This is a genomic window from Actinoallomurus acanthiterrae, from assembly GCF_054775715.1.
Genome location: NZ_BAAHCO010000001.1, coordinates 2,290,839 through 2,316,661, shown reverse-complemented (window position 1 = coordinate 2,316,661; position 25,823 = coordinate 2,290,839). Strand labels below are relative to the sequence as shown.

Genomic DNA, 25,823 nt, shown 5'->3' with positions numbered 1-25,823 from the left:
CGTACGACAGTGATAAATCCCCAATGAAGGGGAGGCGCCGTGGACCAAGTGAAACCGATGATCGCGCCGCAGGGCCGCCCGCCCGAGCCGCGGCTGGAAGATCCGTGCGTCGAGCGGGAGGCGGGTGCCGAGTTCCTGCACGGCGACGCCGGAGGCCTGGACGTCTTCCTGGCCGGCACGGTCTTCATGGACATGATCTTCACCGGCCTGCCGGGGCTTCCGCCGCCCGGCACCGAGCTGATCACCGACGGGCTGGGGTCGGCGCCCGGCGGCATCGCCAACATCGCGGTCGCGATGAGCCGCCTCGGGCTGAACGTCGGCCTGGCCGCGGCGTTCGGTGACGATATGTTCGGCGCCTACCTGTGGCGGACCCTGTCCGAGCAGGAAGGCGTGAGTCTGGCCTACTCCCGGCGGCTGCCGGGCTGGCCCACGCCGGTGACCGTGTCGCTCGCGTACGACGCCGACCGGAGCATGGTCACCTACCACCGGCCCATGCCGGTGCTGCCCGAGGCCCTCGTCGGCGCCCCGCCCAAGGCCAAGACCTGCTTCCTCGACCTCGCTCACCCGGTGCCGGAATGGGCCGCGACGATGCGCGAGAGCGGCGCCGCCGTCGTCGCCGACGTCGGCTGGGACCCCACCGAGACCTGGTCCGTCGACGTGCTCGACCGCCTGGAGCTGGTCGACGTGTTCCTGCCCAACGCCGTGGAGGCCATGGCCTACACCCGGACGAGCACGCCGGAGGAGGCCCTCGACGCCCTGGCCGAGCGCGTCCCCGTCGTGGTGGTCAAACGCGGCGGCGACGGTGCGATCGCGGTCGACACGACCACGGGCGAGCGCGCCGAGGCGACCGCGCTGCCGGTCAACGCCCTCGACCCGACCGGCGCCGGCGACGTCTTCGCGGCCGGCTTCGTCTACGGCACCCTCGCCGGCTGGCCCCTGGTCGAGCGGCTGCGGTTCGCCAACCTCTGCGCCGGGCTGTCCGTCCGGCATTTCAGCGGGTCGCTCGGCTCGCCCTGCTGGGGCGAGATCGCGGCGTTCGGCGAGTCCGGCGAGGTGTCCGACGACGTGCTGCGCGACTACGCCTTCGTCGTCCCCTACATCCCCGACTCCTCGATCGACACGGTCGCCCGCGCCGAGCCGACCGTACGGCAGGCGTGATCGTAACGATCTGAGCCACCAACAAGAAGATCTTGAGAGAACAGCTCGCCGCCGGTTCGGTTGACGAAGGAGCCCCGCCATGCGGAAACCGTTCGTGGTCCTGACAGCGGCGCTGGTCGCCGTGTCCGCCTGCGCCCCCGGGTCGGGCGGCGGAAAGTCCAAACCGAAGGCCCCATCCGCCGTCAGCACGGACATCGCCAAGGCGGGCCCGGTCACGCTGACCGTCTGGGACCAGGAGGTCATGGGCGGCCAGAACGAGCAGATGGAGAAGCTCAACGCGGCCTTCCACGCCAAGTACCCCAACGTGACGATCAAGAGGGTGTCGCGGTCCTTCACCGACCTGGAGAAGACGCTGCGCCTCGCGCTGTCCGGCGCCAACCCGCCCGACGTCGTCGAGGCCAACCAGGGGTACGGCATCATGGGCGCCCTCGTGAAGGCGGGTGCGCTCGTCCCCCTTGACCCGTACGAGCAGGCCTACGGGTTCCGTAAGCGCTTCCCCGCGGGGCTGACCCAGCTCAACAGCGTCACCCCGGACGGCAAGAGCATCGGCTCCGGCAGCCTGTACGGCGTGTCCATGACCGGCGAGGCCGTCGGCATCTACTACAACACCGACAAGCTCGCCAAGCTGGGCATCAAGCCGCCGACGACGTGGGCGGAGTTCGAGCAGGACCTGGCCACGGCCAAGGGCAAGGGCGAGACCCCCATCTACCTCGCCAACCTGGAGAAGTTCCCCGCCATCCACGAGTTCGGGGTGCTGCTCGGCCAGACGACGGGCAAGGACGCGCTGCGCAACCTCGTGTTCGGCCGCGGCGGCGCGTGGACCGATCCATCCATCGTGCAGGCCGCGCAGAAGCTCGCCGACTGGGCCAAGAACGGCTACTTCCCCTCCGGCGTCAACGCCGGCAAGTACAACGACTCCCCCGGGCCGTTCAGTAAGGGCGAGGGCGTGTTCCTGATCGGCGGGCCGTGGTTCGCCGCCGACCTGCAGAAGAAGATGGGGGACAAGGTCCGCTACCTCCTCCCGCCGCCCGCCCAGGCCGGCGGGGCGCCCGCGGCCACGCTCGGCGGCCCCGGCCTGCCCCTCGTGATCACCTCCAAGTCCAAGCACCCCGACGTCGCCGCCGCGTACCTGAACTTCATGACCACCCCGCAGGCCATGGACGTCGTCACCCAGACCGGCGGCCTCGCCGCCGTCACCCCGGCGAGCGCGCAGCCCACCACCGCCGTGGGGCACGACCTGTCCGCCGCCTGGAAGACCGCGAGCGACAAGGACATCCTCGTCCCGTACCTCGACTACTCCACGACGACGTTCCTGGACACGCTCGGCGGCGTACTGCAGGAGATCATCGCGGGGAGGAAGACGGCACAGCAGGGCATGCAGGAGGCTCAGCGCGACTACGCCGCCTTCCTGGCCAAGCGGTGAAGCCCCTGCCCACCGAGACCCCCGGTACGAGCCGGGCGGGGGCCAAACCGCCCGGCGAGCCCCGCCGCGTCGGCTACCTCTACGTGCTCCCGGCGCTGGTGGTCTACGCGGCGTTCCTCCTGTGGCCCCTCCTGCACGGCGCGTACCTCTCGCTGTTCCACTGGGACGGGCTCACCGTCGGCACCTGGGCGGGGCTCGGCAACTACACGCAGGCGTTCAGCGACCCGCACCTGCGTGGGACGTTCTGGCACGCCGCCGTGCTCGTGTTCTTCTACGCCGTCCTGCCCTGCTGCATCGCCTTCCTCCTCGTCGCCGTCATGTCCCGGTCCCGGCCGCGCGGCCTGACGTTCTTCCGCACCGTGCTGTTCCTGCCGCAGGTCGTGGCCATGGTCGCGGTCGCGGTGGCCTGGCAGTGGATCTACTCCGACCACGGCCCGATCAACGGCACGCTCCGCCTCGTCGGCCTCGGCGGGCTCGCCCGCGGCTGGCTCGGCGACTTCACCTGGGCGCTGCCGTCCGTCGGGCTCATCGGCACCTGGGCCGAGATCGGGCTGGCCATGGTGCTGTTCCTCGCCGGCGTACAGAAGATCCCCCGCGAGCTGTACGAGGCGGCGCGCGTGGACGGCGCCGGGGCCTTCCGCGAGTTCTTCGCCGTCACCCTGCCCGGGCTGCGTCGGGAGCTGTCGGTGGCCCTGACGCTGACCATCATCGCCGCGCTCCGCAACTTCGACCTGATCTACCTGACCACCGGCGGCGGCCCCGGCGACGCGACCCGGGTCCCGGCGTACGAGGTCTACAACCGGACGTTCAACACCGGCGAGGTAGGGCTGGCCTGCGCCATCGGCATCACGATCGCGATCATCGTGTTCGCCGTGACCGCCGGGATCGGCCGCCTCGTGGAGGGCCGCGCGTGACACCAACGACCTCCCGCGCCGAGCGCACCACCACGTACGGCGTGCTGATCGTCTTCGCGGTGATCGCCGTGTTCCCGCTGCTCGCGGTCGCCTCCCAGGCGTTCGGTCTGCCGCACTTCTCCGTCGACGCGTTCACCGGCGCGTGGCGGCAGGGACACTTCGCGCGGTACCTGACCAACAGCCTCATCGTCGTCACCGTGGTCGTCGTCGCCGCCTCGGTGCTGTCGGTCCTGGCCGGGTACGCCCTGGGAACGATGGAGTTCAAGGGCGCGACCGCGCTGTTCTACGTGTTCCTCGCCGGGCTCATGGTGCCGACCGAGGCCATCGTCGTCCCGCTGTACTTCGACCTGCGCTCGGTCGGCCTCGACAACACCCTGCCCGGCCTCATGCTGCCGCAGATCGCCCAGTCCGTGTCGTTCGGGGTGTTCTGGATGCGCGCCTACTTCCGGTCCGCGCCCCGCTCCCTCATCGAGGCGTCCCGCATGGACGGCGCCTCCAGCTGGACCACCCTGTGGCGGGTGCTGCTGCCGGTCGGCCGCCCCGCGATCCTCACCATGGTCGTACTGATCGCCATGTGGACCTGGAACGAGTTCCTGCTCGCCCTCGTCATCATGAACTCCAACGAGGACCTGCGCACCGCGCCGCTCGGCCTGTCGATCTTCCAGGGCCAGCATCAGACCGAATACCAGATGCTGATGGCCGCCGCGCTGATCGTCGCCGCGCCCGTCGTGCTCGTCTACGTCTTCCTCCAGCGCCGCTTCATCGCCGGAATGCTCTCGGGGGCGATCAAGGAATAGAACTCTCGCTCGGGGGACGTGATCCGACAAGGAGTTGACGCCCATGCGCAAGACGCTCGCCCTCTCCCTGACCCTCGCCGCAGGCCTCATGGGCCTCGCGCCGCCCGCCGGCGCCGCCTCAAACGACGTCCCCCGGCCGGGTTCGCTCGACGTCCTCTTCGTCGGCGCCCACCCGGACGACGAGTCTTTCAACCTCTCCACGTACGGGCAATGGCACGAGAAGGCCCACGTCAAGACCGGCGTGCTGACCATCACCCGAGGCGAAGGCGGCGGCAACGCCGTTGGCACCGAGGAGGGCCCCGCGCTCGGCCTGCTCCGCGAGGGCGAAGAACGCGCCGCCGTCGCCAAAGCAGGCATCTCCGACATCCACTACCTCGACAAGGTCGACTTCTACTACACGGTCAGCGACCAGCTCACCCGCGACATCTGGGACCACGACTCGACACTCGCCAAGGTCGTCCGGCTCGTCCGCGAGACGCGCCCCAAGGTCATCACGACCATGACGCCGTCCCCGATTCCCAGCCAGCACGGCAACCACCAGGAGGCCGGACGCCTCGCCGTCGAGGCCTACTACCTCGCCGCCGACCCGAAGGCTTTCCCCGAACAGCTCACCAAGGAACACCTCCGACCCTGGCGCGCCGCCCGCCTCCTCCACCAGGAGCACCTCGTCAAGGCCGGCACCGGCCCCTCCTGCGAGACGACCTTCACGCCCACCGACCCCAGCGCCGACGTCTACGGCGTCTGGGACGGCCGCGCCTCCACGAACGGCAAGACCTGGGCACAGATCGAGACCGAGGCCGCACGCCTCTACGCCAGCCAGGGCTGGGCGCACAACCCCGACCCGCCCAGCGACCCGAACAAGATCGGCTGTGACTACTTCACCCTGGTCGACAGCCGCGTCCCGTTCACCCGAGGGAACCACGACCCCCTCGCCGCCCTCGAAGGCGCCACCTACCCCGCCAAGGGCGGCCTGCCCCTGGGCACCGAGTTCTCCCTGACGACGAGCCGCTTCGGCGTCGCCCCCGGAGAGCCGTTCACCGTCACCGCGCACGCCTCCGCCCCCGGACGCGTCGCCCTGTCCCTGCCCGCCGGCTGGACCGCCACCGGCGCCGGCACGCTCCAGCACGGCACCGCGACCTTCACCGTCACTCCCGCCGGAAAGGCCGGACGCGTACGGCTCGGCGCGACGCTCACCACCGCCCACGGCACCGGCACCACCGGCCGCGCCGTCGAGGTCGAACCCGCCGTCACCGGCCGCCAGCAGCCCCTCCCCCGTGTCTCCGACTTCGACGCCTGGGCCGCCGCCACCGGCGCCCCGCAACTGTCCGACCGGGTCAAACGCGTCCTCACCCTCGCCTCCGGCGGCTCTCGCCAGGTCCGCGTCGACCTCGCCGACACCACCAAAGAAGCCCAGAAGGGCACCGTCGCGCTCAACCTGCCGAAGGGCTTCGCCGCCGACGCCGCATCCAAGCCGTACGCCCTCGCCGCCGGCGCGACCGGGTCGGTGACCTTCACCGTCCGCAACACCGACACGTCACTGCCGACCGCCAACCAGGGTGGCACCGGCGGCGACTACGACTACACGATCACCACGACGTCCTCCGGCGCCCCCGACGTGGCGAACGCCGCACTCGAACTCGTCCCGGCCACCACCATCCCGCACGCGACCAAGGAGCCCACGGTCGACGGCAAGGACTCCGCCGCCGAGTACCCCGGGCCCACCCTGAACCTGTCCCGGCTCTGGGAGGGCACCGCCTGCGAGTCGGCCGCCGACTGCTCCGCCACCGGCAAGGTCACCTGGTACGACGACGCCCTCTACGTCCTCGTCCACGTCACCGACGACAAACAGGGCAGCGTCCTCGACCCCGCCGACTGCAAACGCCACTGGCGGACCGACTCCGTCGAGATCGCCCTCGACCCGCGCGGCGACGCCGAGAACACCTCCACCACCTTCAAGACCGGCATCCTGCCCACGACCACCGCCGGATCACCCTGCTTCGAACGCGACGCCGACAACCACCAGGGACCCGGCGCGCAGACCGCCCCCGGCATGAAGGTCGCCTCGGTCGTCGACAAGCCGTACACCGGATACACCGTCGAGACGAAGATCCCCCTCGCCGACCTGCCCGCCGCCGTCGATCCTTCCCGGCTCGGCCTCGACATCTTCATCTACGACTCCGACACCACCGACAAGACCGGCCAGACCCGCATCGGCTGGTCCACCTGGGGCGGCGTCCAGGGCGACCCGTACCGCTGGGGCCTGGCCGCCCTCCCCGGCTACACCCCGCCGCCCGGACGGCCCACCACCGCGCCGCCCCCGGTGATCTCCAAGACCGCCGCGCTGTCCGTCAACTCCCCGCAGTCGATCCTGCAGGCCGCCCGCATCGGCGTCCCCCTCGCCGCCGGACCGGCCGCACCTCGATCCGACACCGCCCGCGTCGTCGGGCGTCCCAGGGTGGCCGGCGGCGCGGTCACCTTCCGGCTCCGGGCCACCGGCCCCGGCACCGCCTACGCCTACGTCTGGAACGGAAAGATCCTCGGCTCCGCCAAGGTGAACGTCACCGGGGCCGGGACCCGCACCGTCACGGTCCCCGGCACGATCGGCACGCTCACCGTCGCCTTCGACGCCCAGGCCGGCGGCACCGCGAGCACCGCCGTACCCCTGCGCTGAACGACGAAGCGCCCAGGTCTCTCCCGTGGGAGACCTGGGCGCTTCGCCTGTACGATCAGCGGCGACGCCGGCGCAGGAGCAGCCGGAGCGCGACGGCCGTCGCCACCACACCGGCCCCGATCAGCACCGGACCGGTCAGCGGGCTCCGGGGCCGATCCTGCCCCTCCTTCCGGACGATCGCGCCGATGTCCTCGGCGACCCGACCGGCCTCCTCCTTGGCCCTCGCCACGCCACGCTGCGCGGCGTGCTTGGGGCTCAGCCGGTCGGCGAGCTCGTCGATGCTGCGCGCCAGCTCCTCGCGCGTCTGCTCGATGTCCCGCTCGATCGCCGCTGGGTCGCGGGCTCTATCGGCCATGAGGTGTCCTTCCTGCGGTCATCATCGGAGTTCGGCGGCGTGGCCCAGGACAAGTCTGTCAGGTGCCGCCGCCGAACATCGCTCCCTGGCCGACTTGTACCCCGATCACGCGCCGTATGCTGCGACACGGGTACGGTTGGACTCAGCTCGACCGGAAGGATGATCTTGTGACGGAGCAGCGACTGGGGCCTGGGGACGTCGCCCCCGAGTTCACGCTTCCCGACGCCGACGGCAACCCCGTCTCGCTGTCCTCCTACCGTGGACGGCGCGTGATCGTCTACTTCTACCCGGCGGCCATGACGCCCGGCTGCACCAAGGAGGCCGTCGGCTTCCGCGACGCCCTGCCCACCCTGGACGAGGCCAGCGTCACCGTGCTCGGCATCTCCCCCGACGAGCCGGCCAAGCTCGCGAAGTTCCGCGACCGCGACGAGCTGACCTTCCCGCTGCTCGCCGACCCGGAGACCAAGGTCCTCCAGGCGTACGGCGCGTACGGCGAGAAGAAGCTGTACGGCAAGATCATGGTCGGCGTCATCCGCTCGACCTTCATCGTCGACGCCGACGGCAAGATCGAGAAGGCCTTCTACAACGTGAAGGCCACCGGCCACGTCGAGCGAATCCTCAAGGAGCTCGGCGTCTGACCCGACCGCCCCGGGACTGTCCGACCCTGGCGCTACCTTCACGCCATGGTCAACAGAAAGTACAGCCAGAAGTACACTCCGGAGTTGCTGGCCGAGGCCGCCGCCGCCTCGACGAGTATCGTCGGCGTCCTTCGCTATCTCCAAATCCCATGGTCGGGAGGAACCCACGCACACATCAGCCGCAGACTCAAACAGCTCAACATCGACACTTCTCATTTCTGTCGTCCCTCGCCGAACAAAGGGAAACCGTCACCGAAGCGCCTGACACCTGATCAGGTCTTCGTCATCCGCCCGGGTGACGCCGGACGACAGCGAGGAGAAATCCTCAGGCGCGCATTAATCGAGAGTGGTTTGGCTTACCGCTGCGGCGGGTGCGGCCAGGAGGCGCTGTGGAACGGCAAGCCGCTGATCCTGCACGTCGACCACATCAACGGGGACCACTTCGACAATCGCCGAGAGAATCTCCGCTTCCTCTGTCCGAACTGCCACTCACAGACACCGACGTATGCCGGTAGAATGAACGGCAAGAACGGCGAGGGGCCGTAGCCCAACCGGCCGAGGCACACGGTTTAGGTCCGTGACAGTGTGGGTTCGAGTCCCACCGGCCCCACATTGGACGTCTCACGACATCGGAAACCCTCCGACCCCACCGGTTCGGAGGGTTTTCGTATTCTTGGCCATCGTTATGAGGCCGGATGGCGGCGCTTCTTTGCCTTGTCGATCTGGTCGAGCAGGACGATCGCGGCGATGATGACGAGCGTGGAGACGATCCACCAGTACGGACTCGGCAGCCGCAGCGGCAGGGAGAGTCTCGGCTTCCAGTCGAAGATCCGGGCGCCGAACGGATAGACGCCCTGATGGATGCCGAGCCAAAGCACCACGAACGACAGCAGGTCGTAGGTTTTCGGATCCTTCATGGTCGTCCATCGTGGCGCGCCGGCGATCGCGTCAGGTAGCGACGATGGTCTACTCGACGGGTCTGAGGGTCTACGCGGCGGCGTCCTCCGGACCGCCTCCCGCGGCCGGTGGTCGCGTCAGTGGTCCTGGTTTCCGTTGTCGTGGTGCGGGTGGTGTTCGGAATGGACGGCGGCGACCGGGCGTCCGTCGCGGCAGGTGACGAGCATGGTCATCTCGTGCTTGCCGGACTCGGACTCGAACTTGACGAAGACCGAGTCGGCCGGGCCACGCCGGACCTCACCGGCGCCGTACCCCTGCCTGGGCGACCAGGACAGCAGGTAGGCGGAGCCGCGCACGCACCGGACGAGGACGTCGCCACCGCTCGAGCTCAGGCTGCGGACGATCCCCGCAGCAGGAGGGGCGGTGGTCCGCAGGGAGCTCTTCGGCCTGCGGGTGGTGCGGCCGGGGCTCGGGGTGGGAGGTGGTGTCGTGGGCTCGGGCCGGGCGAGTTCCTCCCGTACCTGCGCGGAGGTCATCGGGTCGACGGTCCGGTCGGTGATTCCCTCGCCGATTACGGAGATGGCGCCGAGTCCGGCGATGACCGCCCCGCTCGCGGTCGCCGTCCAGGCCACGAGCACGAACGCCGCGCGATACAACACCGGACCAAGGGTGCCACGCCGACGGCTAAGGAGCGACTAAGGCCGCACTAAGCCGCATATAAGACGAACGTTCCAAATAGCTACGAACTGGGCTTTTCGCAGGTGAACGGTCTAGCGTTGCGCCGTGGCCCAACTGTTGCTCATCGAAGACGACGCCTCGGTACGCAGCGCGCTGGTGCGGGCGCTGTCGGAGCACGGTCACGCCGTGACCTCGGCGCCGAACGCCGTCGACGGACTCCGGCAGGCGATCGGCGATCGGCCGGATCTGGTGGTGCTCGACCTGGGGCTGCCCGATCTCGACGGCTGCGAGGTCCTGCGCATGCTCCGGGCGGTCAGCTCCGTTCCCGTCATCGTGGCGACGGCCCGCGATGACGAGCGGGAGATGGTACGCGTCCTGGACGCGGGCGCCGACGACTATGTCGTCAAGCCGTTCGGCGCGGGTCAGCTGGACGCGCGGATCCGGGCGGTGCTGCGGCGCGGGGAGGAAGGGGCGCCCGCGGACGCGTCCGTGCGGGTCGGGGGCCTGCGGATGAATCCGCGCGCTCGGGAGGCGACGCTGGACGGCCGTGTGCTGGAGCTGTCGCCGAAGGAGTTCGATCTGCTGCACTACCTGGCCGCTCGCGCCGGGCAGGTGGTGTCGAAGCGGGAGTTGCTGACCGAGGTGTGGCAGGTGCCGTTCGGCGGTGCGGACAAGACGATCGACGTTCACGTGGCCTGGTTGCGCCGGAAGCTCGGCGAGACCGCCACGGACCCTCGCTACCTGCGCTCGGTGCGCGGCTCGGGCATAAAGATCGTTGACCCGTCGCGATGAGGCGCTACATCACCCTTCTGGTCGCCGCCACGACGTCCCTGGTGCTGGTGGCGTTCCTGGCGCCGTTGGCGTTGCTGGTCCGGGACGTGGCAGCGACCCGTGCCGTGGGGTCGGCCACGGTGCGCGCGCAGTCCCTCGCTCCGATGGTCGCGACGGGCGATCGGAGGACGGTGGAGATCACGCTTCAGCAGGCGGCGTCCAGCGGCTATCCGCTGGCGGTCTTCTGGCCGGACGGCACGGGCACGGATCCGTCCATTCCGCGGGATCCGGCGGTCCGGTTGGCGGCGCGCGGCCGTAGCGTGACGGTCGAAGCCGCAGGGGGGCGGGAGATCCTGGTCGCCGTGCTGGGCGGGCCGGGCGGAACGGCCGTGATCCGGACGTTCGTGCCGGCCACGCAGCTGCGGGCGGGTGTGGGGCGGGCCTGGACGATCCTGGCGTTGCTGGGCGCCGGGCTGCTGACGGTGAGCGTGCTCCTGGCGGATCGTCTCGCGCATTCCCTGGTGCGGCGGATCGCGGCGCTCGCGGCGCTGTCGCAGAGGCTGTCGCGCGGAGATCTGGAGGCGCGGGTGCAGCCCGGTGGTCCGCCGGAGATCCGCGATGTCGGCGTCGGCCTGAATCATCTGGCGACGCGGATAGCGGAGCTGCTCGCCCGTGAGCGGGAGTCGGCGGCCGATCTGTCCCACCGGCTGCGTACGCCGCTGACGGTGTTGCGGCTGGAGGCGGAGTCGCTGCGGGATCCGGCGGAGGCCGACCGGATAGGCAAGCAGGTCGATGTGCTGGAGCGCACCGTGACGCGGCTCATCAACGACACTCGGCGGCCGGCGCGGCAGGATCGGGCGTTGTGCGACGCCACGGCCGTCGTGTCGGAGAGGGTGGCGTTCTGGTCGGCGCTCGCCGATGAGCAGGATCGTGCGGTGAGTCTGCGGGTTCCCGACCATCCGGTCGTCGTGACGGTGGGTGGCGCGGAGCTTTCCGCGTGTCTCGACGCGCTGCTGACGAACGTCTTCGCCCATACGGCCGACGGGACCGCCTTCGGGGTGGTGCTCGATCATCGTGGTCCGGTCGCGTACCTCATGGTCGGCGACGACGGCCCTGGGTTCCCCGGGCGGCATCTGCTGCGCCGTGGTGCGAGCAGTGCGGCGTCGAGCGGCCTCGGTCTGGACATCGCCCGTCGTACCGCCGAAGCCGCGGGCGGGTCCCTGCGTCTCGGTGTCTCGCCGGCGGGCGGCGCGCAGGTGATCGTCGATTTTCGCGTCCTGCCGGCGAGTTCTTAGCCGCGTCTTAGCGTCGCCACAGCGCCGCCTTATCGGCTTTGTCGGCAGGCTGGCGCATGGCCGGTGGCACTCGGCCGACCGCCGTCGGGTTCCCCACCGGCGGTGACCTGTCCGGTGCCCTCCTCCCAGAAGGCGGTGGGATTCCCCCGCACGGCCCCACGGCCCCGAGGAAGCGGAGCATTGCCCCCGGTGATCCGCCTCCTCGGGGCCGCTCGTCGTGCGCGATCGGAAGGGCCCGTGGTCACGGGCGCCGCCGCTCCGAAACGGCTCGTGCGTGACGCGCCGCCGCTGGAGACCCTCGCGCAGTGGGTAGGACCGTCGTGTGCCGGAGCTTCCCGATGTCGAGGGGTTTCGCCGGGTGCTGGCCGAGCACACCGGTGAGAAGATCACGGCCGTGCGCGTACGGGACGCGGGGGTGCTCCGCGGGACGAGCGCGCGGGCGCTGGACGACGCGTTGCGCGGCCACCGGTTCGGGGAGCCGTGGCGGCGGGGGAAGTGGCTGGTCGCCCCGGTCGGCGGTCCGGTGCTGATCCTGCACTTCGGCATGACCGGGTCGTTGTCGTGGCATGCGCCGGACGAGCCGCCGGACCGGTATGACCGCGTGGTGTGGGGTCTCGCCGACGGTGAGCTGCGCTTCCGGGACATGCGCAAGCTGCAGGGCGTACGTCTCGCGGAGGATGAGGAGCAGGCCGCGCGGGTGCTGGGCGATCTGGGCCCGGACGCCCTCGAGGTGTCCCGGGAGGACTTCAGCGGGCTGCTGGCCGGCCGTCGGGGGCGGCTCAAGTCGGCACTGACCGATCAGTCCCTCCTCGCCGGTCTCGGGAATCTGCTCGCCGACGAGATCTGCTGGCGCGCCCGGATCAGCCCGTTGCGGGCGGTGACGGATCTGGACGAGGCGGACCTGGCGGCTTTGCACAAGGCGATGCGATGGACGTTGCGGGAGTCGGTCAAGGTGGGGCGGGTTCCGCCGCGTGACACCTGGTTGACCGGGGCCCGCGATGAGAGGGAGGGCGCGTGCCCGCGCTGCGGCACCACGTTGTCGCGGCGCCGCGTCGCGGGTCGTACGACCGTCTGGTGCCGTAAGTGCCAGCCGGCCTGACCGGGCGGCTCAGGGTCTGCGGGCGACGCCGGCGTACATCCAGCGGGTGTCGCTGGCCTCGTCGGGGTCGGGTCGCCACTCGGGTACCCACACGACGCCGGGTTCGAGGAGGTCGAAGCCGTCGAGCAGGGCCTCGACCTGCTTGCGGTTCCGGTCGTGGAGGGGGACGGTGGCGTTCTTCCAGGCGGCTACAGCCTTCGCGCCCGCCTCCCCGTGCCCCTCGCTCGTGCTGTGGGAGACGATCAGGAGGCTGCCGGGGGCCATCGCCTCCCGGAAGGCGTTGATCGTGACGCCTGCCTCGTCGTCGGTGGCGAAGTGGAGGACCGCCAGCATCAGTACGGCGACCGGCTCGTCGAAGTCGATGAGCGACCGTGTCTTGGGGTGGTCGAGGACGGCGGCCGGTTCGCGGAGGTCGGCCTGGATGACGGCGGTGGTGTTGGACGGCGGCAGCAGCGCGCGGGCGTGGACGAGGACGATCGGGTCGTTGTCGACGTAGACGACGTGGGCGTCCGGGGCGAGCGACTGGGCGACCTCGTGGACGTTGCCCTGGGTGGGCAGGCCGGTGCCGAGGTCGACGAACTGCCGGATGCCGCTCTCGATGGCGAAGCGGACGGCTCTGCCGAGGAAGGCGCGGTTGTCCCGGGCGGCGCGGGGGATGTCGGGCCCGGCGTCGATGGCGACCTGGGCCGCGGCCCGGTCGGCGGCGTAATTGTCCTTGCCGCCGAGGAAGACGTCGTAGATGCGGGCCGGGCTGGGCGTCTTGACGTCGATGCCCGGTGGGGCCTGCTCTTGTTCCCGCTTGGCCCAGCCGGCCACCGGGTCTGTTCCGTTCGTCACGGCCGCCACCCCCTCATGGTCGCCGATCGGCTCTGGTCGGCTCGTGAAGATCATCGTACTGACCGGTACGGGGTACAGGTGCCGCTATCGGACACAAACGAACGGCGGGCCCGGTCGCGTCGGCCGGGCCCGCCGTTCAGCCGGTCGTCAGAAGGCGCCGGTTCCGTTCGGGGTGCCGAGGCCGGTGGGGCCGTCCCAGCCGGTGCGGGCCTTGCACAGCTGCGAGGGGGAGCAGCTGCCGTTGCTGCCGGAGGTCACGTCGAACAGCGACCCGGTGTGGGAGTAGGGGTAGTTGTTGTTGATGCTCGCGGCGTTGCCGGCCAGGCCGTACACGCCGGCGATGACCGGGGCGGCGACGCTGGTGCCGCCGAAGACCATCCAGCCGCTCTGGCCCTGGTAGGCGGTGCTGTCGTAGACGGCGACGCCGGTGTTCGGGTCGGCGACGGCGGAGACGTCGGCGACGGCGCGGCGGGAGCAGCCGGTTCCCGCGCTGGACTGGCCGGTCAGGGCGGTGTTGTAGGCCGAGCAGCCGCTGCCGGCGCCGTTCCAGGCGGTCTCGGTCCAGCCGCGGCTGTTGCTCGCGGTCTTCAGCGAGGTGCCGCCGACGGCGGTGACGTAGCGCGAGGAGGCCGGGTACTCGACGCCGTAGCCGCTGTCACCCGAGCTGACGGTGATCGCCTTGCCGGCGTGGTTGTAGTACGCGCCGTACGTCGAGTCCGAGGCGTCGGAGCCGCCGTAGCTGTTGCTGATGACGTTGGCCAGGCGCGCCGCGGTGTTCTCGGCGGCACCGAGGTTGGCGAACGACGCGGAGCTCGCCTCCACGAGCACGATCTTGCAGCTGGGGCAGACCGCGGAGACCATGTCGAGGTCGAGGGAGATCTCCTGCGCCCAGCCGCCGTCCGTGGACGGGTAGGACGTGCCGCCGTTCTGGTCGACCTTCTTGAAGCAGCCGTTGGCGGTCGTGCACGCCGAAAGCCCGTACTGGCTGCGGTAGACGCCCAGGTCGGCCTCTGCGGTGGGCGCGTTGTAGGCGTCGACGATGGCGACGGTCTGGCCGGAGCCGCCGGTGGACGGCAGCTTGTAGGCGCTCTTCAGGTTCGCCGGTGAGAGGCCGGACGGGGCGGCGGCCGCGCGGCGTAGGGCGGTGGCGCTGGTGGCGACGTCGCCGCGGACGAGGGCGTTGCAGCTCGCGCGGCCGGCGCGCGGGGTTGAGCAGGCGTGGTGGAACGGGTGCTGCGCCGCGGCTGCCGTCGGGGCGGACGCGCTCGTGGCGGCGGCCGGTGCGGCAGAGGCGGGGGTGGACAGGAAGGGAACCAGGGCGAGGATCAACCCGCCCACCAGGGTCCCGGCGGTGCGTCGTCGCATGTGCTCTCCTCGAGCGGCGGGGGAACGACGTCCAGATCCTCACATGAGGAGCAGCAACACCAAAAGACCCTAATTTTGGGATATTTTCAGCAATACCTGCCAAATCTGTAAAGACCACTGACAGCAGCCATGCCTGGCCAGGCCCTGTCAACCCTTCCGTCAAGGTCAAGACAGTAAATCGATAGTAAAGACGTCTCGGCAGGCCCTGCCGAGGCGCGGCCGTCGGCAGGGCCCGCCGCACCTCGACGTTCGACGGGGATCAGACGATCGCGGTCACCTCGACCTCGAGGAGCGCGCCGGGCACGAACAGCCGGGAGACCTCCACGGTCGTGCTGGTCGGGGGCGGGCCGGTGAAGCGCGGCAGCCGTGCCTCGCCGTACTCGCCGATCCGGTCCATGTCGGTGAGGAACGTCCGGATGTGGACGACGTGCGCGAGCGTCGCGCCGTGCGCCGCGAGGATCTTCTCGATGGCGTCCATCACGAACTCCGCCTGGGCGCGCATGTCGTTCTGGCCGACGAGCCTCCCCTCGGCGTCGACCGCGACCTGGCCGGACAGGACGAGCATCGTCTTGTCGCCGAGTTCGATCCGCGCCACGTGGGAGTACCGCCCGGCAGGCGGGGCGGGGACGGCGGCGGGATTGTCAAAGACGGTCACGTGACCACCTTTCCGAGGTCGGCCTCCTGGTCGGAGGCGCTGAGCAGTCGTCGCCGTACGGCGTCGAACACGGGGAGCGCCGCGACGTCCAGTGCGAGCCCGACGTCCTTGGCGGCCAGCCCGAGGGGGAAGTCGGCGCCGTCCGCGCGGATGCGGGCGACGGCTCCAGCCAGGGGTCCCTCGGCGAGCAGGTCGAGGGGGTCGGGGACACCGAGCGCGGCACCGAGCTCGGCCAGGTCGGCGGTCAGTGCCACGGCGCCGATGACGGCGTTGATCAGGAGGATCTTGCGGGCCGCTCCCGCCCCGAGTGCACCGCAGCGCACGACGGTGCCGAAGGTCGCGAGGATGCCGGTGACGCGGTCGACGTCCCCGCCGGCCAGCACGGTGAGGGCGCCGGTGGCGGCGCGGTCGACGCTGCCCATCACCGGCGCGTCGACGACCGCGGGCATCCGCGCGGCGAGGCCGCGGACGGCCGCGGGCCCGACGGTGGACATCTCGATGAGACAGGCGTCGGGGCGCATCACCGGGGCGATCCGCCCGGCCACCGCCTCGAGCGCGGGGCCGTCCGCCAGCATCGTGATGACGACGTCGGCGACGCCGACGGCCTCTTCGGGCGTGGCCGCGATCGTGGCGCCGGCCACGCCGAGGGGCGCGGCGCGCTCCGCCGTGCGGTTCCAGACGGTCAGGTCGTGCCCGGCGGACAGCAGTCGCCGGGCGAGGGGCGCTCCCATGCGCCCCAGTCCGAGAAAGGCGATCACGGAGAAGAGGCTAGGGAGAAGCCATGCCATTCCACCAGCGAATGTTCCTCATGGCATCCATGCGCGACTAGCATGCCGATATGGACACCGCCCTGCTCGTCGTCTTCCAGGAGGTCGCCCGCCGGGGCTCGTTCACGGGCGCAGCGGAGGCTCTGGGGTACACCCAGTCGGCGGTCTCGCGGCAGATCTCCACGCTGGAGGGCGAGGTCGGCGCGGCCCTGTTCGACCGTCTGCCCCGCGGGGTCCGCCTCACCGAGGAGGGCCGGTGCCTGCTGCCGCACGCGTCGGCCATCACCGATCGTCTCGGGACGGCACGGGGCGATCTGCGGGCCCTGCGAGATCTGGCCTCCGGGCGGCTCCGGGTGGGGGCGTTCGCGACCGCGGACGCCGCGCTGGTGCCGCGGGCGATGGCGGCGTTCCGCGCGGCGCATCCCCGGGTCTCGGTGTCGCTGGCCGAGGGGTTCGTCCGGGACCACGTCGCGCGCCTGGAGACCGGCGAGCTCGACCTGGCCATCGTCGCGGCGAGCGGGGGCGAGGAGTTCGAGGGCCTGCGGCTGCGCCATCTGCTCGACGATTCGATGTTCGTCGCCCTGCACCCGGACCACCGCCTGGCGAGGCGGGAGGAGGTGCGGCTCGTCGAGCTGGCCGACGAGGACTGGATCGCCGGCAGCTCCCGCCCCGAGAACACCCTGATCAGCGCCGCGACGCTCTCCGGATTCCGGCCCCGGATCACCTACGTCGTCGGCGAGTGGATCGCCAAGCAGGGCCTCGTCGCGGCGGGCCTGGGCGTCACGCTCATCCCGTCGCTGGCGGCCGGGGCGGCGCGCCCGGACATCGTGCTGGTGCCGCTGCATCCCGACGACTCGCCGGTGCGCTCGGTGTACGCGGCGACGGCCGCCGGTGTGACGGCGCCTCCCGCGCTGACCGCGTTCCTGGGCTTCCTCGACGACGCGGTCGCGCAGCTCCGCGATATTTCCTACATAACCGGTTGACTTTGTCCGTATTGTCGCCGACCATGACAGCGTGAGTCCTGGTCAGCTTCTCGTGGTGCGCCTGCACGTCGACCTCCGGCGGCAGGCCAGCGCCCTGTGTGCGCCGACGCACTGAGCCCTCGCGCCGGCGACCGCGCCGGCCTGCCCTGAGCGCCCACGCGCTCCGAATCGACAGCTCACCGACGAAGGTCACACATGTCCTCACCCGCCCTGGATCTGGGGCAGGCGCGCCGGGCTGCCCGGCCGCGGGCACGCGTCCCGCGGCTCCCCGGACTCCCGCGTCTCATCAGCCCGCTCGTCCTCATCCTGCTCTGGCAGGCGGCCGGCTCGTCCGGCCTGCTGCCGGAACGCCTCATCGCCGCGCCGGTGAAGATCGCCCGTACGGCGATCGACCTCACCGAGGCCGGAACCCTCCCGGACGCGATCGCCGTCTCCCTCCAGCGCGTCGCCGTCGGCTTCCTCATCGGGGCGGCCGCCGGGGTCGCGCTCGCGCTCGTCGCCGGGCTCAGCCGCCTCGGCGAGAACGCCGTCGACCCGCCGATGCAGATGCTGCGGACCCTGCCGTTCTACGGCCTGATCCCGCTGTTCATCCTGTGGTTCGGCATCGGCGAGACGCCCAAGATCGCACTGGTCGCCCTCGGGGTCGCCTTCCCGCTCTACCTCAACACCTACGCCGGGATCCGCGGCGTCGACGGCAGGCTCGCCGAGGCCGCCCGGACGCTGCGGCTCGGCCGGACCGCGCTGATCCGGCACGTCATCCTGCCCGGGGCGCTCCCCCAGGCGCTGGTCGGGCTCCGGCAGAGCCTCGGCGTCGCCTGGCTGGCCCTCATCGTCGCCGAGCAGGTCAACGCCGACGCCGGCCTCGGCTGGATGATCAACGACGCCCGGGAGTTCATGCGCACCGACGTGATCGTCGTCGGGCTCGTGGTCTACAGCGTGCTCGGCCTGCTCACCGACGCCCTCGTACGGCTCATCGAGAGGAGGGCCCTCGCATGGCGACGAGCCTTCCAACCCGCCTGAACCATGTCGCGAGCGTCCGCGGCCTGACCCGTGTCTTCGGCGAGCGGACCGTCATCGACGGCCTCGACATCGACCTCGAGCGGGGCGAGTTCGTGGCGCTGCTGGGGCGCAGCGGTTCGGGCAAGTCGACGCTCCTGCGGGCGCTGGCCGGTCTGGACCCCGAGGCGACCGGCGCGCTGACCGTCGACGGGACCGTCGCGGTCGCCTTCCAGGAGCCGCGGCTGCTGCCGTGGAAACGTGTCATCGACAATGTGGCGCTGGGCCTGAACCGGCCGAAGGAGGCGGCGTACGCCGCCCTGGAGGAGGTCGGGCTGCCGGCCTGGCGACGGCGTGGCCGCTCACGCTGTCCGGCGGGGAGGCGCAGCGCGCCTCGCTGGCGCGGGCCCTCGTCCGCGAACCCGACCTGCTGCTGCTCGACGAGCCGTTCAGCGCGCTCGACGCACTGACGCGGATCACCATGCACCGGCTCGTGCTCGACCTGTGGACCGGGAAGGACGAGGGCCGCCTGAGCGTGCTCCTCGTCACCCACGACGTGGACGAGGCGCTCAGGCTCGCCGACCGCGTGCTCGTCCTCGGCGAGGGCCGGATCGCGCACGAGACGCGCGTCGATGTCACCCGCCCGCGGTCCGCCGGGGACCTGATCGAGCTGCGTGCCGAACTCCTCGGCCGGCTCGGAGTGAAAGAGGACAACCCATGAAGAGGCTTCTCGCCGTGCTGAGCGTCGCCGTCGTGGCGGTGGCCGGCTGCGGCGGTTCGGGGAACGGCACGGACGCCGCGATCCGCAAGGACGGCTCGGTCGACCTGGGCAAGGTCACCCTCCACGTGGGTGACCAGAAGGCCGGCGTGCAGACCATGCTGGAGGCCGCGCACGAGCTGTCCGGCGTCAAATACAAGATCGCCTGGTCGCAGTTCACCTCCGGTCCCCCGCTGCTCGAGGCCGCGAGCGCGGGCGCGATCGACGTCGGCGGTGTGGGCAACACGCCGCCGATCTTCGCCGCCGCGGCCGGCTCGAAGATCACCGCGATCGGCGCGGGCGCCCAGGACCTGCGGGCCCAGGCGATCCTCGTGCCGAAGAACTCCCCGATCCGTACGATCCAGGACCTGAAGGGCAAGCGGATCGCGCTGGCCAAGGGCAGCTCGGCGCACGCGCTGCTGCTCAACGTGCTGAAGAGGGCGGGGCTGGGCTTCACCGACATCAAGCCGCAGTACCTCCAGCCCGCCGACGCCCTCTCGGCGTTCAGCGGGGGCAAGGTCGACGCCTGGTCGATCTGGGACCCGTACCAGGCCCAGGCGCAGGCCCAGACCGGCGCCCGCACGCTCGTCAGCGGCACCGGGTTCACCAGCAACTACAACTTCACCGTCGCCTCGGCCGGCGCGCTGAAGGACAAGGCCAAGGTCGCGGCCCTGCGCGACTATCTCGCCCGCGTCGACCGCGCGTACGTCTGGACCGCGACCCACCGGGACGAGTGGGCGCGGACCTGGGCACGGGAGATCGGCCTGCCCCTGCCGGTGGCGCAGGTCGCCGTCGGCCGGCGGGTCACCCGGCCCGTACGGCTCGACGCGACCGTGACCGGCGCGGAGCAGTCCCTCGCGGACGCGTTCACCGACGCGAAGCTGCTGCCCGGCCGGGTGAGGTTCGCCGACTTCGTCGACCCCCGCTTCAACGACGTCGTCCCTGGAGGATCATCGTGACCGCGTTCCACTGGTTCCTGCCCACGAGCGGCGACGGCCGCACTCTCGTCGGCGGCGGCCACGGCGCCGACGTACGCGGGGTGCAGCGCGCGCCGGACATCGAGTACCTCGCGCAGATCGCCCGTACCGCCGAGCAGCTCGGCTTCGAGGGCGTGCTGACCCCGACCGGCACCTTCTGCGAGGACGCGTGGCTGACCACGGCCGCGCTGACCCGCGAGACGACGCGGCTGAAGTTCCTCGTGGCGTTCCGTCCCGGCGTGCTGTCGCCGACGCTCGCCGCGCAGATGGCCGCGACGTACCAGCGGCTGTCGCGCGGGCGGCTGCTGCTCAACATCGTCACCGGCGGGGAGACCGCCGAGCAGGCGCGGTTCGGGGACCACCTCGGGCACAACGAGCGGTACGCGCGCACCGACGAGTTCCTGTCGATCCTGCGCGGCGCGTGGAGCGGCACGCCGTTCGACTTCTCCGGCACCTACTACGACGTCGAGGGCGCCACCGTACGGGAGGCGCCCGACCCCGCGCCCCGGCTGTACTTCGGCGGGTCGTCCGGCGCGGCGGGCCCCGTGGCGGCGCGGCACGCGGACGTCTACCTGACCTGGGGAGAACCCCCTGAGCAGGTACGGGACAAGATCGAGTGGATCCGGGAGCTGGCCGCGAAGGAGGACCGTACGCCGCGGTTCGGCATCCGGCTGCACGTCGTGACCCGCGACTCGGCGAAAGAGGCCTGGGCGGCCGCGAACCGGCTGCTCGACGACCTCGACCCGGCCGAGATCGCGGCGGCGCAGCAGGGGCTCGCGCGCAGCGAGTCGGTCGGCCAGCAGCGGATGCGCGCCCTGCACGCGAACTTCCGGAACGGCGGGTCGAGCCACGACCTGGAGATCCACCCGAACCTGTGGGCGGGCGTCGGCCTCGTACGGGGCGGCGCCGGCACCGCGCTGGTCGGCAGCCACGCCCAGGTCGCCGAGCGGATCGAGGAGTACGCCGCGCTCGGCATCGACGAGTTCGTCCTCTCCGGCTACCCGCACCTGGAGGAGGCGTACTGGTTCGGCGAAGGCGTCCTGCCCGAACTGGCCCGCCGCGGCCTCCTGGAGGCGGCGTGAGCCCGGCCGGCCGGGGTCCGTCGAGGAGCGGGCCCGCCGACGGCTCCGATGACACGACGGTCGCGGACGGCCCGTCGACGAGCGGGCTCGCCGGCGGCTCCGGCGTCCCCCCGCGCCTCGGGACACGGGTCGTCGTGCTGGTCGGCAACCCGCGCCCGGAATCGCGGACGCACGCCGTCGCCGCCCGTACGGCCCGGGCGATCGCCCCGGGGACCACGCCCGAGACGGTGGACCTGACGGAGCTCGCCGACCGGCTGTTCGGCCGGGCTCCGTCCCCGCGGCTGGACGACGCGGTGGCGAAGGTCGCCTCGGCCGACCTCCTCATCGTGGCCAGCCCGACCTACAAGGGCACCTACACCGGCCTGCTCAAGGCGTTCCTCGACCGGGTGCCGTCCCTGTCCGGCGTGACCGCGGTGCCGCTGCTGGTGATGGGGTCGCCCCGGCACGCGCTCGCGGTCGAGGTCCACCTGAGGCCGCTGCTCGTCGAGCTCGGCGCGAGCGTCCCCACGCCGGGACTGGCCGTGGTCGAGGCCGACCTCGGCCGCCTCGACGAGGTCCTGGCCGAATGGGCGGCGACCGTACGACTCCCCGGGGCCGTCTGGTGACCGTCCCTCAGTGAGGAGGCGAACGGTGATGGGCACACGCGTGGGACAGACCCCGGTGGTGGACGGGGACAGCTTCCGGCGGGCGCTGGGCCGGCACGCCGCCGGAGTGGTCGTGGTGACCGGCCCGGGGCCCGTCGGGCTGACGGCCACCTCGTTCACCTCCGTCAGCCTCGATCCGCCGCTGGTGTCGTTCTGCGTCGGGCGCGCGTCGGCGACCTGGCCGGACCTGCGGGAGGCGCCGACCTTCGCGGTCAACGTGCTGGCGACCGACCAGGCGGAGATCGCGGCCCGGTTCGCCGGGCGCGGGCTCGACCGGTTCGCGCCGCCGACGTCGTGGCACCTTGGGCCGGGTGACGTGCCGATCCTCGACGGGACCGCCGCGCACCTGCTCTGCGAGCCGTACGACACGGTCGCGATGGGGGACCACTGGCTCGTCGTGGGGCTGGTCGTCGACACGGGTCTCGGCGCGCCGGGCGTGCCCCTGCTCTACCACCGCGGCCGGTACGGCCGGTTCAGCCCGCACCCAGGTTGACCGGCCAGTTTCACTGAAAGTTTCGACGCCAGTGGTTCCTGTGAAAACGTCGTCACCCTGCGTCGTTCGCCGTAAGGTAGAGGCCACCTGCCGACATCGCGCGGGAGGAGGCCAATGGAGCGCTGGTTCGCCCAAAGATCCGTCGGAGAGCTGCTGCCCGGAGACCACGCGTGGTTCTCCTACGCCGACCGGGAGGAGCAGGAACATGTGGTGGGTGCCTTCCTCCACGATGGGCTCGCCGGATCCGACAAGGTCATCTACATCACCGACGCCGGGCCCGGCGACCTGCCCGACCTGCGGTCGCGCTACCGGCTCGACCCGGAGTCCTACCTCCGCAGCGGGCAGCTGGCGATCCTGCCGCAGGCGGATACCTGCCTGACCCGTGGCGTGTTCGACCCCGCGCGGATGAGCACGACCCTGCAGAAGGTCCTCGAGCGGGCGGAGACGGAGCGCTTCCGCGGCGTTCGCTTCACGGTCGACATGACCTGGGCGTTCCAGCAGGAGCGGGGCCGCGACGGCGTTCTCGAGTGCGAGGCCCGGGTGGACGCCGCGATCTCCCCGAGTACGATGGCGATGGCGATCTGCCAGGTGGACGCGCGTTCCTGTACACCGGAGGAACTCACCGCGCTGAAGGAGAGGCACGAGGTGCTCGTGGGCGCCGATCCCTACTTCGACGACGGAATCCTGAGCATCACCCCGACGTTCCAGCCGCGCGGCCTGCGCCTCAGCGGCGAGCTGGACGGCGCGCGGCACGCGGTGTTCGCCGAGTCGCTGCGCAAGGTCATCGATCATGGTGGCGACGTGCACCTCGACCTCGCCGACCTGCGGTTCGTCGACCTGGGTGCGCTCAGCATGATGGCGGGTGCCGCGATGCACGTCGGCGCCCGGGTCGTCCTCGACAATCCGTCCGCGCACCTGACGGACATCGTCGAGCTCGTGAGCAGCCGGCTGCTGCCGTGGCTGGAGATCGGCGATGGTGAGGCCCGATGACGCGACTGATCCACCAGGTCCTGATGTACGACAACGAGAAGGACATCCTGGACACGGTCGTGCCGTTCGTCCAGGAGGGCCTCCACGCGGGTGAGGCGGTGCTCACGGTCGGGACGGCGCCCAACCTCTCCTGCCTGCGTCAGGCCCTGGGTACCGACTCCGACGCCGTCGAGTTCGCCGACTCCGCCTCCTGGTACATCCAGCCGACGCGCACCATCGCCAACTACAGCTCGTTCATCGCGGAGAACGCCACCGCCCGGATCAGGGTCGTCGCCGAGCCCGGCTGGGAGACCGGGACCGCGGCCGAGATATCCGAGTGGACGAGATACGAGTCAATCATCAACCAGGCGTTCGCCGACATCAGCGCCTCGGTGCTGTGCCTCTACGATCGGCGCACCACCGACCCCGGCCTCCTCGACGGCGCGCTGCGCACCCACCCGCGGCGCATGGAGGGCGCCTGCTCGCGCTGTAACGACGCCTACCTCGACCCGGCGGTCGTCCAGGCGACGGTGGACCGCGATCCGCTGCCCTCCCCGCCACCCGGCGCGGTCCGGCTCCCGATCGACGATGCCGACCTGAGCCCACTGCGCTCCTTCATCGGCGGCCACGCCCGCCACCACGGCATGTCCCGCCCCCGGATCAACGACCTGCTGGTCGCCGCGACGGAGGTCGCGACCAACGCCATCCGGCACGGCGGGCCCCCGATCAGCTGCCAGATGTGGCGGGACGACGACGACCTGATCGTCGAGGTGACCGACGCCGGTCACTGGCGGCCGGACCCGGTCCCCGGTTTCGTCCCGCCCGACCCCGCGTCCCTGTCGGGCTTCGGGCTGTGGGGGGTCCGCATGCTGTGCGCGCTGGTCCAGCTGCGCACGGGTCCAGACGGGACGACGGTCCGCCTGCACGTCCCCTGCCGCTGACCCCTGGTCGCCGGCCGACCGTCCCCTGGCGCTTGGTCGCCGGCCACCCTGACGCCGACGCCTGGTCGGCCGCCCCTGCCGTACGGCCCCTCGTCAGCCGGCCGTCCCCTGGCGCCGACCCCTGGTCGTAGGCAGCCGTCCTTGCCGTGCGGCTCCTCGTCAGCCGAGCGCCGTGACGAAGCGTTCCGCGTCCTCGGCCCCCATGCCCGTCTCCGCCTGGACGAGCGCGACGGCGCCCGCGAAGTCACCGGTGTCGCGGACCTGCCGGGCCCGCTCGGCGACGCTGCCCGGCCCGCCGGGCGGGTACGGGACCGGTTCGGGCAGAGGACCGCTGCGCAGGGCGTCGACGATCTGCTTGGCCTCCTTGAGCCCGAGCCCGGTCGCCTGCCGGACCTCCTTGACCGCCAGAATCGGCTTGTTCTCCCCCAGCAGGACGCGCACCCGGGTCTGCAGGGCGGCCGGCACCGCCATCGGCACGCCCATCGGCGTCATCGGCGCGCTCATCGGCGGCAGGGGCGCCCCGATTGGCGGCATGGGTTCGCCCATCGGCGGGACGGGTCCGGTCGGCGGCCGGGACGAGCTCGAGTTCCTGGCGACGGCTACGACTACGACGACGAGCACGACAACGAAGAAGACACCGGCCAGACCGATCAACACCACCATGGCACCCATGCCTGGATTGTGGCAGATCAGTGATGTGTCGGTCGCGGTGCGTTCGTGCGCATCGTCGGTGACGAGTACGGCGTCGGAGTGCCCGGGCGCGTGGGGCGGGGGGTCGGCTGGACCGTGGCCGTACGACGGGCCCCCGGTGGCTTCGTCACCCGCGGATGGGGAGGCACCCCGGGTCGCGACGGAGTGATCGTCGGCGCCGACGGGTGCGTCGGCGACGGCGAGGGCACGGCCGTCGTGGGAGGAGGGGCCAGCGGCACGCTGCGCCGACCGGGATGGTCAGGCTTGAGGAGTCCCCAGGCCAGCAAGGCGATGCCGGCGACCGTCGCCGCCGCGAGGAGCATCCGCGGCCACGCGGGGACGGTCCTCGTCGGCCGCGCCGAGCCCCGGAACCGGTCGATCAGCTCGGCGTCCGGCTGGATGCCCTCGGCCGCGCGCCGGTAATGCTCGCGGAGCAGGGCGTCGAGGTCGTCACTCATGAGCCGCTCCTTCCTCCGCCAGTTGCCGCCGTAGGGCCGCCATCGCCCGCGACGTGTGACTCTTCACCGTGCCACGGGAGATGCCGAGCGCCTCCGCGATCTCGTGTTCGCTCAGGTCGCACCAGTAGCGCAGCACCACCACGGCCCGCTGTTTGACGGGCAGCGTCGCGAGGACGTCGTCGAGCGGCGCTCCGCGCGCGTCGTGGTACATCGGACGCGATCCGATGATCCGCTCGACATCGCCCGTACCGCCGACGGGCAGGTCGAACCGCCTCTTGCGGCGCTTGTGGTGGTCGATGGCGAGGTTGACGAGCACCTTGCGCGCGTACGCCTCCGGCTGGTGCCCGCCGCGCAGGATCCGCGCCCAGCGCCGCGCGACCCGCTCGTACGTGGTCTGCAGCAGATCCTCGGCGAGGTGCCGGTCGTAGACGAGGAACACCGCGGTGCGCAGTAGGCGGCCCGCGGAGCCGGTGACGAACTCGTCGAACGTGAGCTCGTCACCACTCACTCCGC

The 25,823-nt window shown here is 71.4% G+C and carries 29 protein-coding genes, 1 tRNA gene and 1 pseudogene; 21 read left to right on the top strand and 10 right to left on the bottom strand.

Features of this window, described 5'->3' with window-relative positions:
- Window positions 1-39: 39 nt before the first annotated feature.
- From ACYVF7_RS11440 to ACYVF7_RS11420, 5 genes are all read left to right on the top strand, one after another.
- Complete coding sequence (locus ACYVF7_RS11440) at window positions 40-1,158, top strand: carbohydrate kinase family protein (protein WP_460338664.1); 1,119 nt, start codon at window positions 40-42, stop codon at window positions 1,156-1,158.
- Window positions 1,159-1,237: 79 nt separating this feature from the next.
- Window positions 1,238-2,581, top strand: a complete 1,344-nt coding sequence (locus tag ACYVF7_RS11435) for an ABC transporter substrate-binding protein (RefSeq protein WP_460338662.1) — start codon at window positions 1,238-1,240, stop codon at window positions 2,579-2,581.
- Window positions 2,578-3,495 carry a carbohydrate ABC transporter permease gene (locus ACYVF7_RS11430; protein ID WP_460338661.1) on the top strand — a complete coding sequence of 306 codons (918 nt, stop codon included), beginning with the start codon at window positions 2,578-2,580 and terminating at the stop codon, window positions 3,493-3,495. The genes ACYVF7_RS11435 and ACYVF7_RS11430 overlap by 4 nt, the downstream gene beginning before the upstream one ends.
- Window positions 3,492-4,292, top strand: a complete 801-nt coding sequence (locus ACYVF7_RS11425; protein WP_460338659.1) for a carbohydrate ABC transporter permease — start codon at window positions 3,492-3,494, stop codon at window positions 4,290-4,292. The genes ACYVF7_RS11430 and ACYVF7_RS11425 overlap by 4 nt, the downstream gene beginning before the upstream one ends.
- 43 nt (window positions 4,293-4,335) lie before the next feature.
- A complete protein-coding gene (locus ACYVF7_RS11420; RefSeq protein ID WP_460338657.1) occupies window positions 4,336-6,963 on the top strand; it encodes a sugar-binding protein in 2,628 nt (875 codons plus the stop codon).
- A 55-nt stretch (window positions 6,964-7,018) separates the two neighbouring features.
- Here the strand turns inward: ACYVF7_RS11420 and ACYVF7_RS11415 are convergent, their stop codons facing one another.
- A complete protein-coding gene (locus ACYVF7_RS11415; protein ID WP_460338655.1) occupies window positions 7,019-7,318 on the bottom strand; it encodes a DUF3618 domain-containing protein in 300 nt (99 codons plus the stop codon).
- Between the two features lie 167 nt (window positions 7,319-7,485).
- Here ACYVF7_RS11415 and bcp point away from each other — a divergent pair, with 167 nt between their 5' ends.
- The 3 genes from bcp (at window position 7,486) to ACYVF7_RS11400 (ending at window position 8,566) form a co-directional block, all read left to right on the top strand.
- Window positions 7,486-7,956 (top strand): thioredoxin-dependent thiol peroxidase, encoded by a 471-nt coding sequence (bcp, locus tag ACYVF7_RS11410; protein ID WP_460338653.1) that lies wholly within the window; start codon window positions 7,486-7,488, stop codon window positions 7,954-7,956.
- A gap of 45 nt (window positions 7,957-8,001) precedes the next feature.
- The gene (locus ACYVF7_RS11405) at window positions 8,002-8,502 is read left to right on the top strand and encodes an HNH endonuclease signature motif containing protein (protein ID WP_460338651.1); all 501 of its coding nucleotides are present in this window, start codon (window positions 8,002-8,004) and stop codon (window positions 8,500-8,502) included.
- Window positions 8,493-8,566, top strand: a tRNA-Leu gene (locus tag ACYVF7_RS11400). The genes ACYVF7_RS11405 and ACYVF7_RS11400 overlap by 10 nt, the downstream gene beginning before the upstream one ends.
- Window positions 8,567-8,639: 73 nt before the next feature.
- On the opposite strand, the gene ACYVF7_RS11395 is transcribed toward ACYVF7_RS11400, so the two are convergent.
- Both ACYVF7_RS11395 and ACYVF7_RS11390 read right to left on the bottom strand, forming a co-directional pair.
- On the bottom strand, window positions 8,640-8,873 hold the full coding sequence (locus ACYVF7_RS11395) for a hypothetical protein (protein ID WP_460338649.1): 234 nt from the start codon (window positions 8,871-8,873) through the stop codon (window positions 8,640-8,642).
- Between the two features lie 117 nt (window positions 8,874-8,990).
- The gene (locus tag ACYVF7_RS11390) at window positions 8,991-9,512 is read right to left on the bottom strand and encodes a hypothetical protein (RefSeq protein WP_460338647.1); all 522 of its coding nucleotides are present in this window, start codon (window positions 9,510-9,512) and stop codon (window positions 8,991-8,993) included.
- A 124-nt stretch (window positions 9,513-9,636) separates the two neighbouring features.
- Between ACYVF7_RS11390 and ACYVF7_RS11385 the strand changes: the two genes are divergently transcribed.
- From ACYVF7_RS11385 to ACYVF7_RS11375, 3 genes are all read left to right on the top strand, one after another.
- Complete coding sequence (locus ACYVF7_RS11385) at window positions 9,637-10,323, top strand: response regulator transcription factor (RefSeq protein ID WP_460338645.1); 687 nt, start codon at window positions 9,637-9,639, stop codon at window positions 10,321-10,323.
- Window positions 10,320-11,597 carry a HAMP domain-containing sensor histidine kinase gene (locus ACYVF7_RS11380; RefSeq protein ID WP_460338643.1) on the top strand — a complete coding sequence of 426 codons (1,278 nt, stop codon included), beginning with the start codon at window positions 10,320-10,322 and terminating at the stop codon, window positions 11,595-11,597. Before ACYVF7_RS11385 ends, ACYVF7_RS11380 begins: the two co-directional genes overlap by 4 nt.
- Window positions 11,598-11,919: 322 nt before the next feature.
- Window positions 11,920-12,696: an Fpg/Nei family DNA glycosylase gene (locus ACYVF7_RS11375; RefSeq protein WP_460338641.1), complete on the top strand. Its 777-nt coding sequence runs from the start codon at window positions 11,920-11,922 to the stop codon at window positions 12,694-12,696.
- A gap of 9 nt (window positions 12,697-12,705) precedes the next feature.
- On the opposite strand, the gene ACYVF7_RS11370 is transcribed toward ACYVF7_RS11375, so the two are convergent.
- The 4 genes from ACYVF7_RS11370 to ACYVF7_RS11355 form a co-directional block, all read right to left on the bottom strand.
- The gene (locus tag ACYVF7_RS11370; RefSeq protein WP_460338639.1) at window positions 12,706-13,533 is read right to left on the bottom strand and encodes an SAM-dependent methyltransferase; all 828 of its coding nucleotides are present in this window, start codon (window positions 13,531-13,533) and stop codon (window positions 12,706-12,708) included.
- A gap of 147 nt (window positions 13,534-13,680) precedes the next feature.
- Window positions 13,681-14,898 (bottom strand): S53 family peptidase, encoded by a 1,218-nt coding sequence (locus tag ACYVF7_RS11365; RefSeq protein ID WP_460338637.1) that lies wholly within the window; start codon window positions 14,896-14,898, stop codon window positions 13,681-13,683.
- 259 nt (window positions 14,899-15,157) lie between these two features.
- Window positions 15,158-15,553 (bottom strand): RidA family protein, encoded by a 396-nt coding sequence (locus tag ACYVF7_RS11360; RefSeq protein WP_460338635.1) that lies wholly within the window; start codon window positions 15,551-15,553, stop codon window positions 15,158-15,160.
- Window positions 15,550-16,311 carry an NAD(P)-dependent oxidoreductase gene (locus tag ACYVF7_RS11355; RefSeq protein WP_460338633.1) on the bottom strand — a complete coding sequence of 254 codons (762 nt, stop codon included), beginning with the start codon at window positions 16,309-16,311 and terminating at the stop codon, window positions 15,550-15,552. The genes ACYVF7_RS11360 and ACYVF7_RS11355 overlap by 4 nt, the downstream gene beginning before the upstream one ends.
- Window positions 16,312-16,391: 80 nt before the next feature.
- On the opposite strand from ACYVF7_RS11355, the gene ACYVF7_RS11350 reads away from it, so the two are divergent.
- From ACYVF7_RS11350 to ACYVF7_RS11305, 10 genes and pseudogenes are all read left to right on the top strand, one after another.
- Window positions 16,392-17,303: a LysR family transcriptional regulator gene (locus ACYVF7_RS11350; protein WP_460338631.1), complete on the top strand. Its 912-nt coding sequence runs from the start codon at window positions 16,392-16,394 to the stop codon at window positions 17,301-17,303.
- A gap of 31 nt (window positions 17,304-17,334) precedes the next feature.
- Window positions 17,335-17,418 (top strand): putative leader peptide, encoded by an 84-nt coding sequence (locus ACYVF7_RS11345; RefSeq protein WP_433191353.1) that lies wholly within the window; start codon window positions 17,335-17,337, stop codon window positions 17,416-17,418.
- Window positions 17,419-17,498: 80 nt separating this feature from the next.
- Complete coding sequence (locus ACYVF7_RS11340) at window positions 17,499-18,323, top strand: ABC transporter permease (protein ID WP_460338629.1); 825 nt, start codon at window positions 17,499-17,501, stop codon at window positions 18,321-18,323.
- Window positions 18,296-19,020 (top strand): annotated as a pseudogene (locus ACYVF7_RS11335) (ABC transporter ATP-binding protein). The gene ACYVF7_RS11340 and the pseudogene ACYVF7_RS11335 overlap by 28 nt, the downstream one beginning before the upstream one ends.
- Window positions 19,017-20,015 (top strand): ABC transporter substrate-binding protein, encoded by a 999-nt coding sequence (locus ACYVF7_RS11330; RefSeq protein ID WP_460338627.1) that lies wholly within the window; start codon window positions 19,017-19,019, stop codon window positions 20,013-20,015. Before ACYVF7_RS11335 ends, ACYVF7_RS11330 begins: the two are co-directional and overlap by 4 nt.
- Window positions 20,009-21,115 (top strand): LLM class flavin-dependent oxidoreductase, encoded by a 1,107-nt coding sequence (locus ACYVF7_RS11325; RefSeq protein ID WP_460357866.1) that lies wholly within the window; start codon window positions 20,009-20,011, stop codon window positions 21,113-21,115. Before ACYVF7_RS11330 ends, ACYVF7_RS11325 begins: the two co-directional genes overlap by 7 nt.
- Window positions 21,116-21,249: 134 nt before the next feature.
- Window positions 21,250-21,720 carry an NADPH-dependent FMN reductase gene (locus tag ACYVF7_RS11320; RefSeq protein ID WP_460357863.1) on the top strand — a complete coding sequence of 157 codons (471 nt, stop codon included), beginning with the start codon at window positions 21,250-21,252 and terminating at the stop codon, window positions 21,718-21,720.
- Between the two features lie 28 nt (window positions 21,721-21,748).
- Window positions 21,749-22,252 (top strand): flavin reductase family protein, encoded by a 504-nt coding sequence (locus ACYVF7_RS11315; protein ID WP_460338625.1) that lies wholly within the window; start codon window positions 21,749-21,751, stop codon window positions 22,250-22,252.
- Between the two features lie 114 nt (window positions 22,253-22,366).
- The gene (locus ACYVF7_RS11310) at window positions 22,367-23,242 is read left to right on the top strand and encodes an MEDS domain-containing protein (protein ID WP_460338623.1); all 876 of its coding nucleotides are present in this window, start codon (window positions 22,367-22,369) and stop codon (window positions 23,240-23,242) included.
- On the top strand, window positions 23,239-24,162 hold the full coding sequence (locus ACYVF7_RS11305) for an anti-sigma factor RsbA family regulatory protein (RefSeq protein WP_460338621.1): 924 nt from the start codon (window positions 23,239-23,241) through the stop codon (window positions 24,160-24,162). Before ACYVF7_RS11310 ends, ACYVF7_RS11305 begins: the two co-directional genes overlap by 4 nt.
- A 159-nt stretch (window positions 24,163-24,321) precedes the next feature.
- On the opposite strand, the gene ACYVF7_RS11300 is transcribed toward ACYVF7_RS11305, so the two are convergent.
- The 3 genes from ACYVF7_RS11300 to ACYVF7_RS11290 are packed head-to-tail and all read right to left on the bottom strand — an operon-like array spanning window position 24,322 to window position 25,818.
- Entirely contained in the window at window positions 24,322-24,834 is a 513-nt protein-coding gene (locus tag ACYVF7_RS11300; RefSeq protein ID WP_460338619.1) for a ribosomal protein L7/L12, read from the bottom strand.
- A gap of 17 nt (window positions 24,835-24,851) precedes the next feature.
- Window positions 24,852-25,310 carry a hypothetical protein gene (locus tag ACYVF7_RS11295; RefSeq protein WP_460338617.1) on the bottom strand — a complete coding sequence of 153 codons (459 nt, stop codon included), beginning with the start codon at window positions 25,308-25,310 and terminating at the stop codon, window positions 24,852-24,854.
- Entirely contained in the window at window positions 25,303-25,818 is a 516-nt protein-coding gene (locus tag ACYVF7_RS11290) for a SigE family RNA polymerase sigma factor (RefSeq protein WP_460338615.1), read from the bottom strand. Before ACYVF7_RS11290 ends, ACYVF7_RS11295 begins: the two co-directional genes overlap by 8 nt.
- Window positions 25,819-25,823 lie beyond the last annotated feature (5 nt).

What these genes read in the sequence shown, in the direction of transcription:
- ACYVF7_RS11435 (WP_460338662.1), top strand. Translation starts at nt 1,238, where the DNA reads ATGCGGAAACCGTTCGTGGTCCTGACAGCGGCGCTGGTCGCCGTGTCC.
- ACYVF7_RS11420 (WP_460338657.1), top strand. Translation starts at nt 4,336, where the DNA reads ATGCGCAAGACGCTCGCCCTCTCCCTGACCCTCGCCGCAGGCCTCATG.
- ACYVF7_RS11415 (WP_460338655.1), bottom strand. Translation starts at nt 7,318, where the DNA reads ATGGCCGATAGAGCCCGCGACCCAGCGGCGATCGAGCGGGACATCGAG.
- ACYVF7_RS11405 (WP_460338651.1), top strand. Translation starts at nt 8,002, where the DNA reads ATGGTCAACAGAAAGTACAGCCAGAAGTACACTCCGGAGTTGCTGGCC.
- ACYVF7_RS11395 (WP_460338649.1), bottom strand. Translation starts at nt 8,873, where the DNA reads ATGAAGGATCCGAAAACCTACGACCTGCTGTCGTTCGTGGTGCTTTGG.
- ACYVF7_RS11380 (WP_460338643.1), top strand. Translation starts at nt 10,320, where the DNA reads ATGAGGCGCTACATCACCCTTCTGGTCGCCGCCACGACGTCCCTGGTG.
- ACYVF7_RS11365 (WP_460338637.1), bottom strand. Translation starts at nt 14,898, where the DNA reads ATGCGACGACGCACCGCCGGGACCCTGGTGGGCGGGTTGATCCTCGCC.
- ACYVF7_RS11350 (WP_460338631.1), top strand. Translation starts at nt 16,392, where the DNA reads ATGGACACCGCCCTGCTCGTCGTCTTCCAGGAGGTCGCCCGCCGGGGC.
- ACYVF7_RS11340 (WP_460338629.1), top strand. Translation starts at nt 17,499, where the DNA reads ATGTCCTCACCCGCCCTGGATCTGGGGCAGGCGCGCCGGGCTGCCCGG.
- ACYVF7_RS11330 (WP_460338627.1), top strand. Translation starts at nt 19,017, where the DNA reads ATGAAGAGGCTTCTCGCCGTGCTGAGCGTCGCCGTCGTGGCGGTGGCC.
- ACYVF7_RS11315 (WP_460338625.1), top strand. Translation starts at nt 21,749, where the DNA reads ATGGGCACACGCGTGGGACAGACCCCGGTGGTGGACGGGGACAGCTTC.
- ACYVF7_RS11310 (WP_460338623.1), top strand. Translation starts at nt 22,367, where the DNA reads ATGGAGCGCTGGTTCGCCCAAAGATCCGTCGGAGAGCTGCTGCCCGGA.
- ACYVF7_RS11305 (WP_460338621.1), top strand. Translation starts at nt 23,239, where the DNA reads ATGACGCGACTGATCCACCAGGTCCTGATGTACGACAACGAGAAGGAC.
- ACYVF7_RS11300 (WP_460338619.1), bottom strand. Translation starts at nt 24,834, where the DNA reads ATGGGTGCCATGGTGGTGTTGATCGGTCTGGCCGGTGTCTTCTTCGTT.
- ACYVF7_RS11295 (WP_460338617.1), bottom strand. Translation starts at nt 25,310, where the DNA reads ATGAGTGACGACCTCGACGCCCTGCTCCGCGAGCATTACCGGCGCGCG.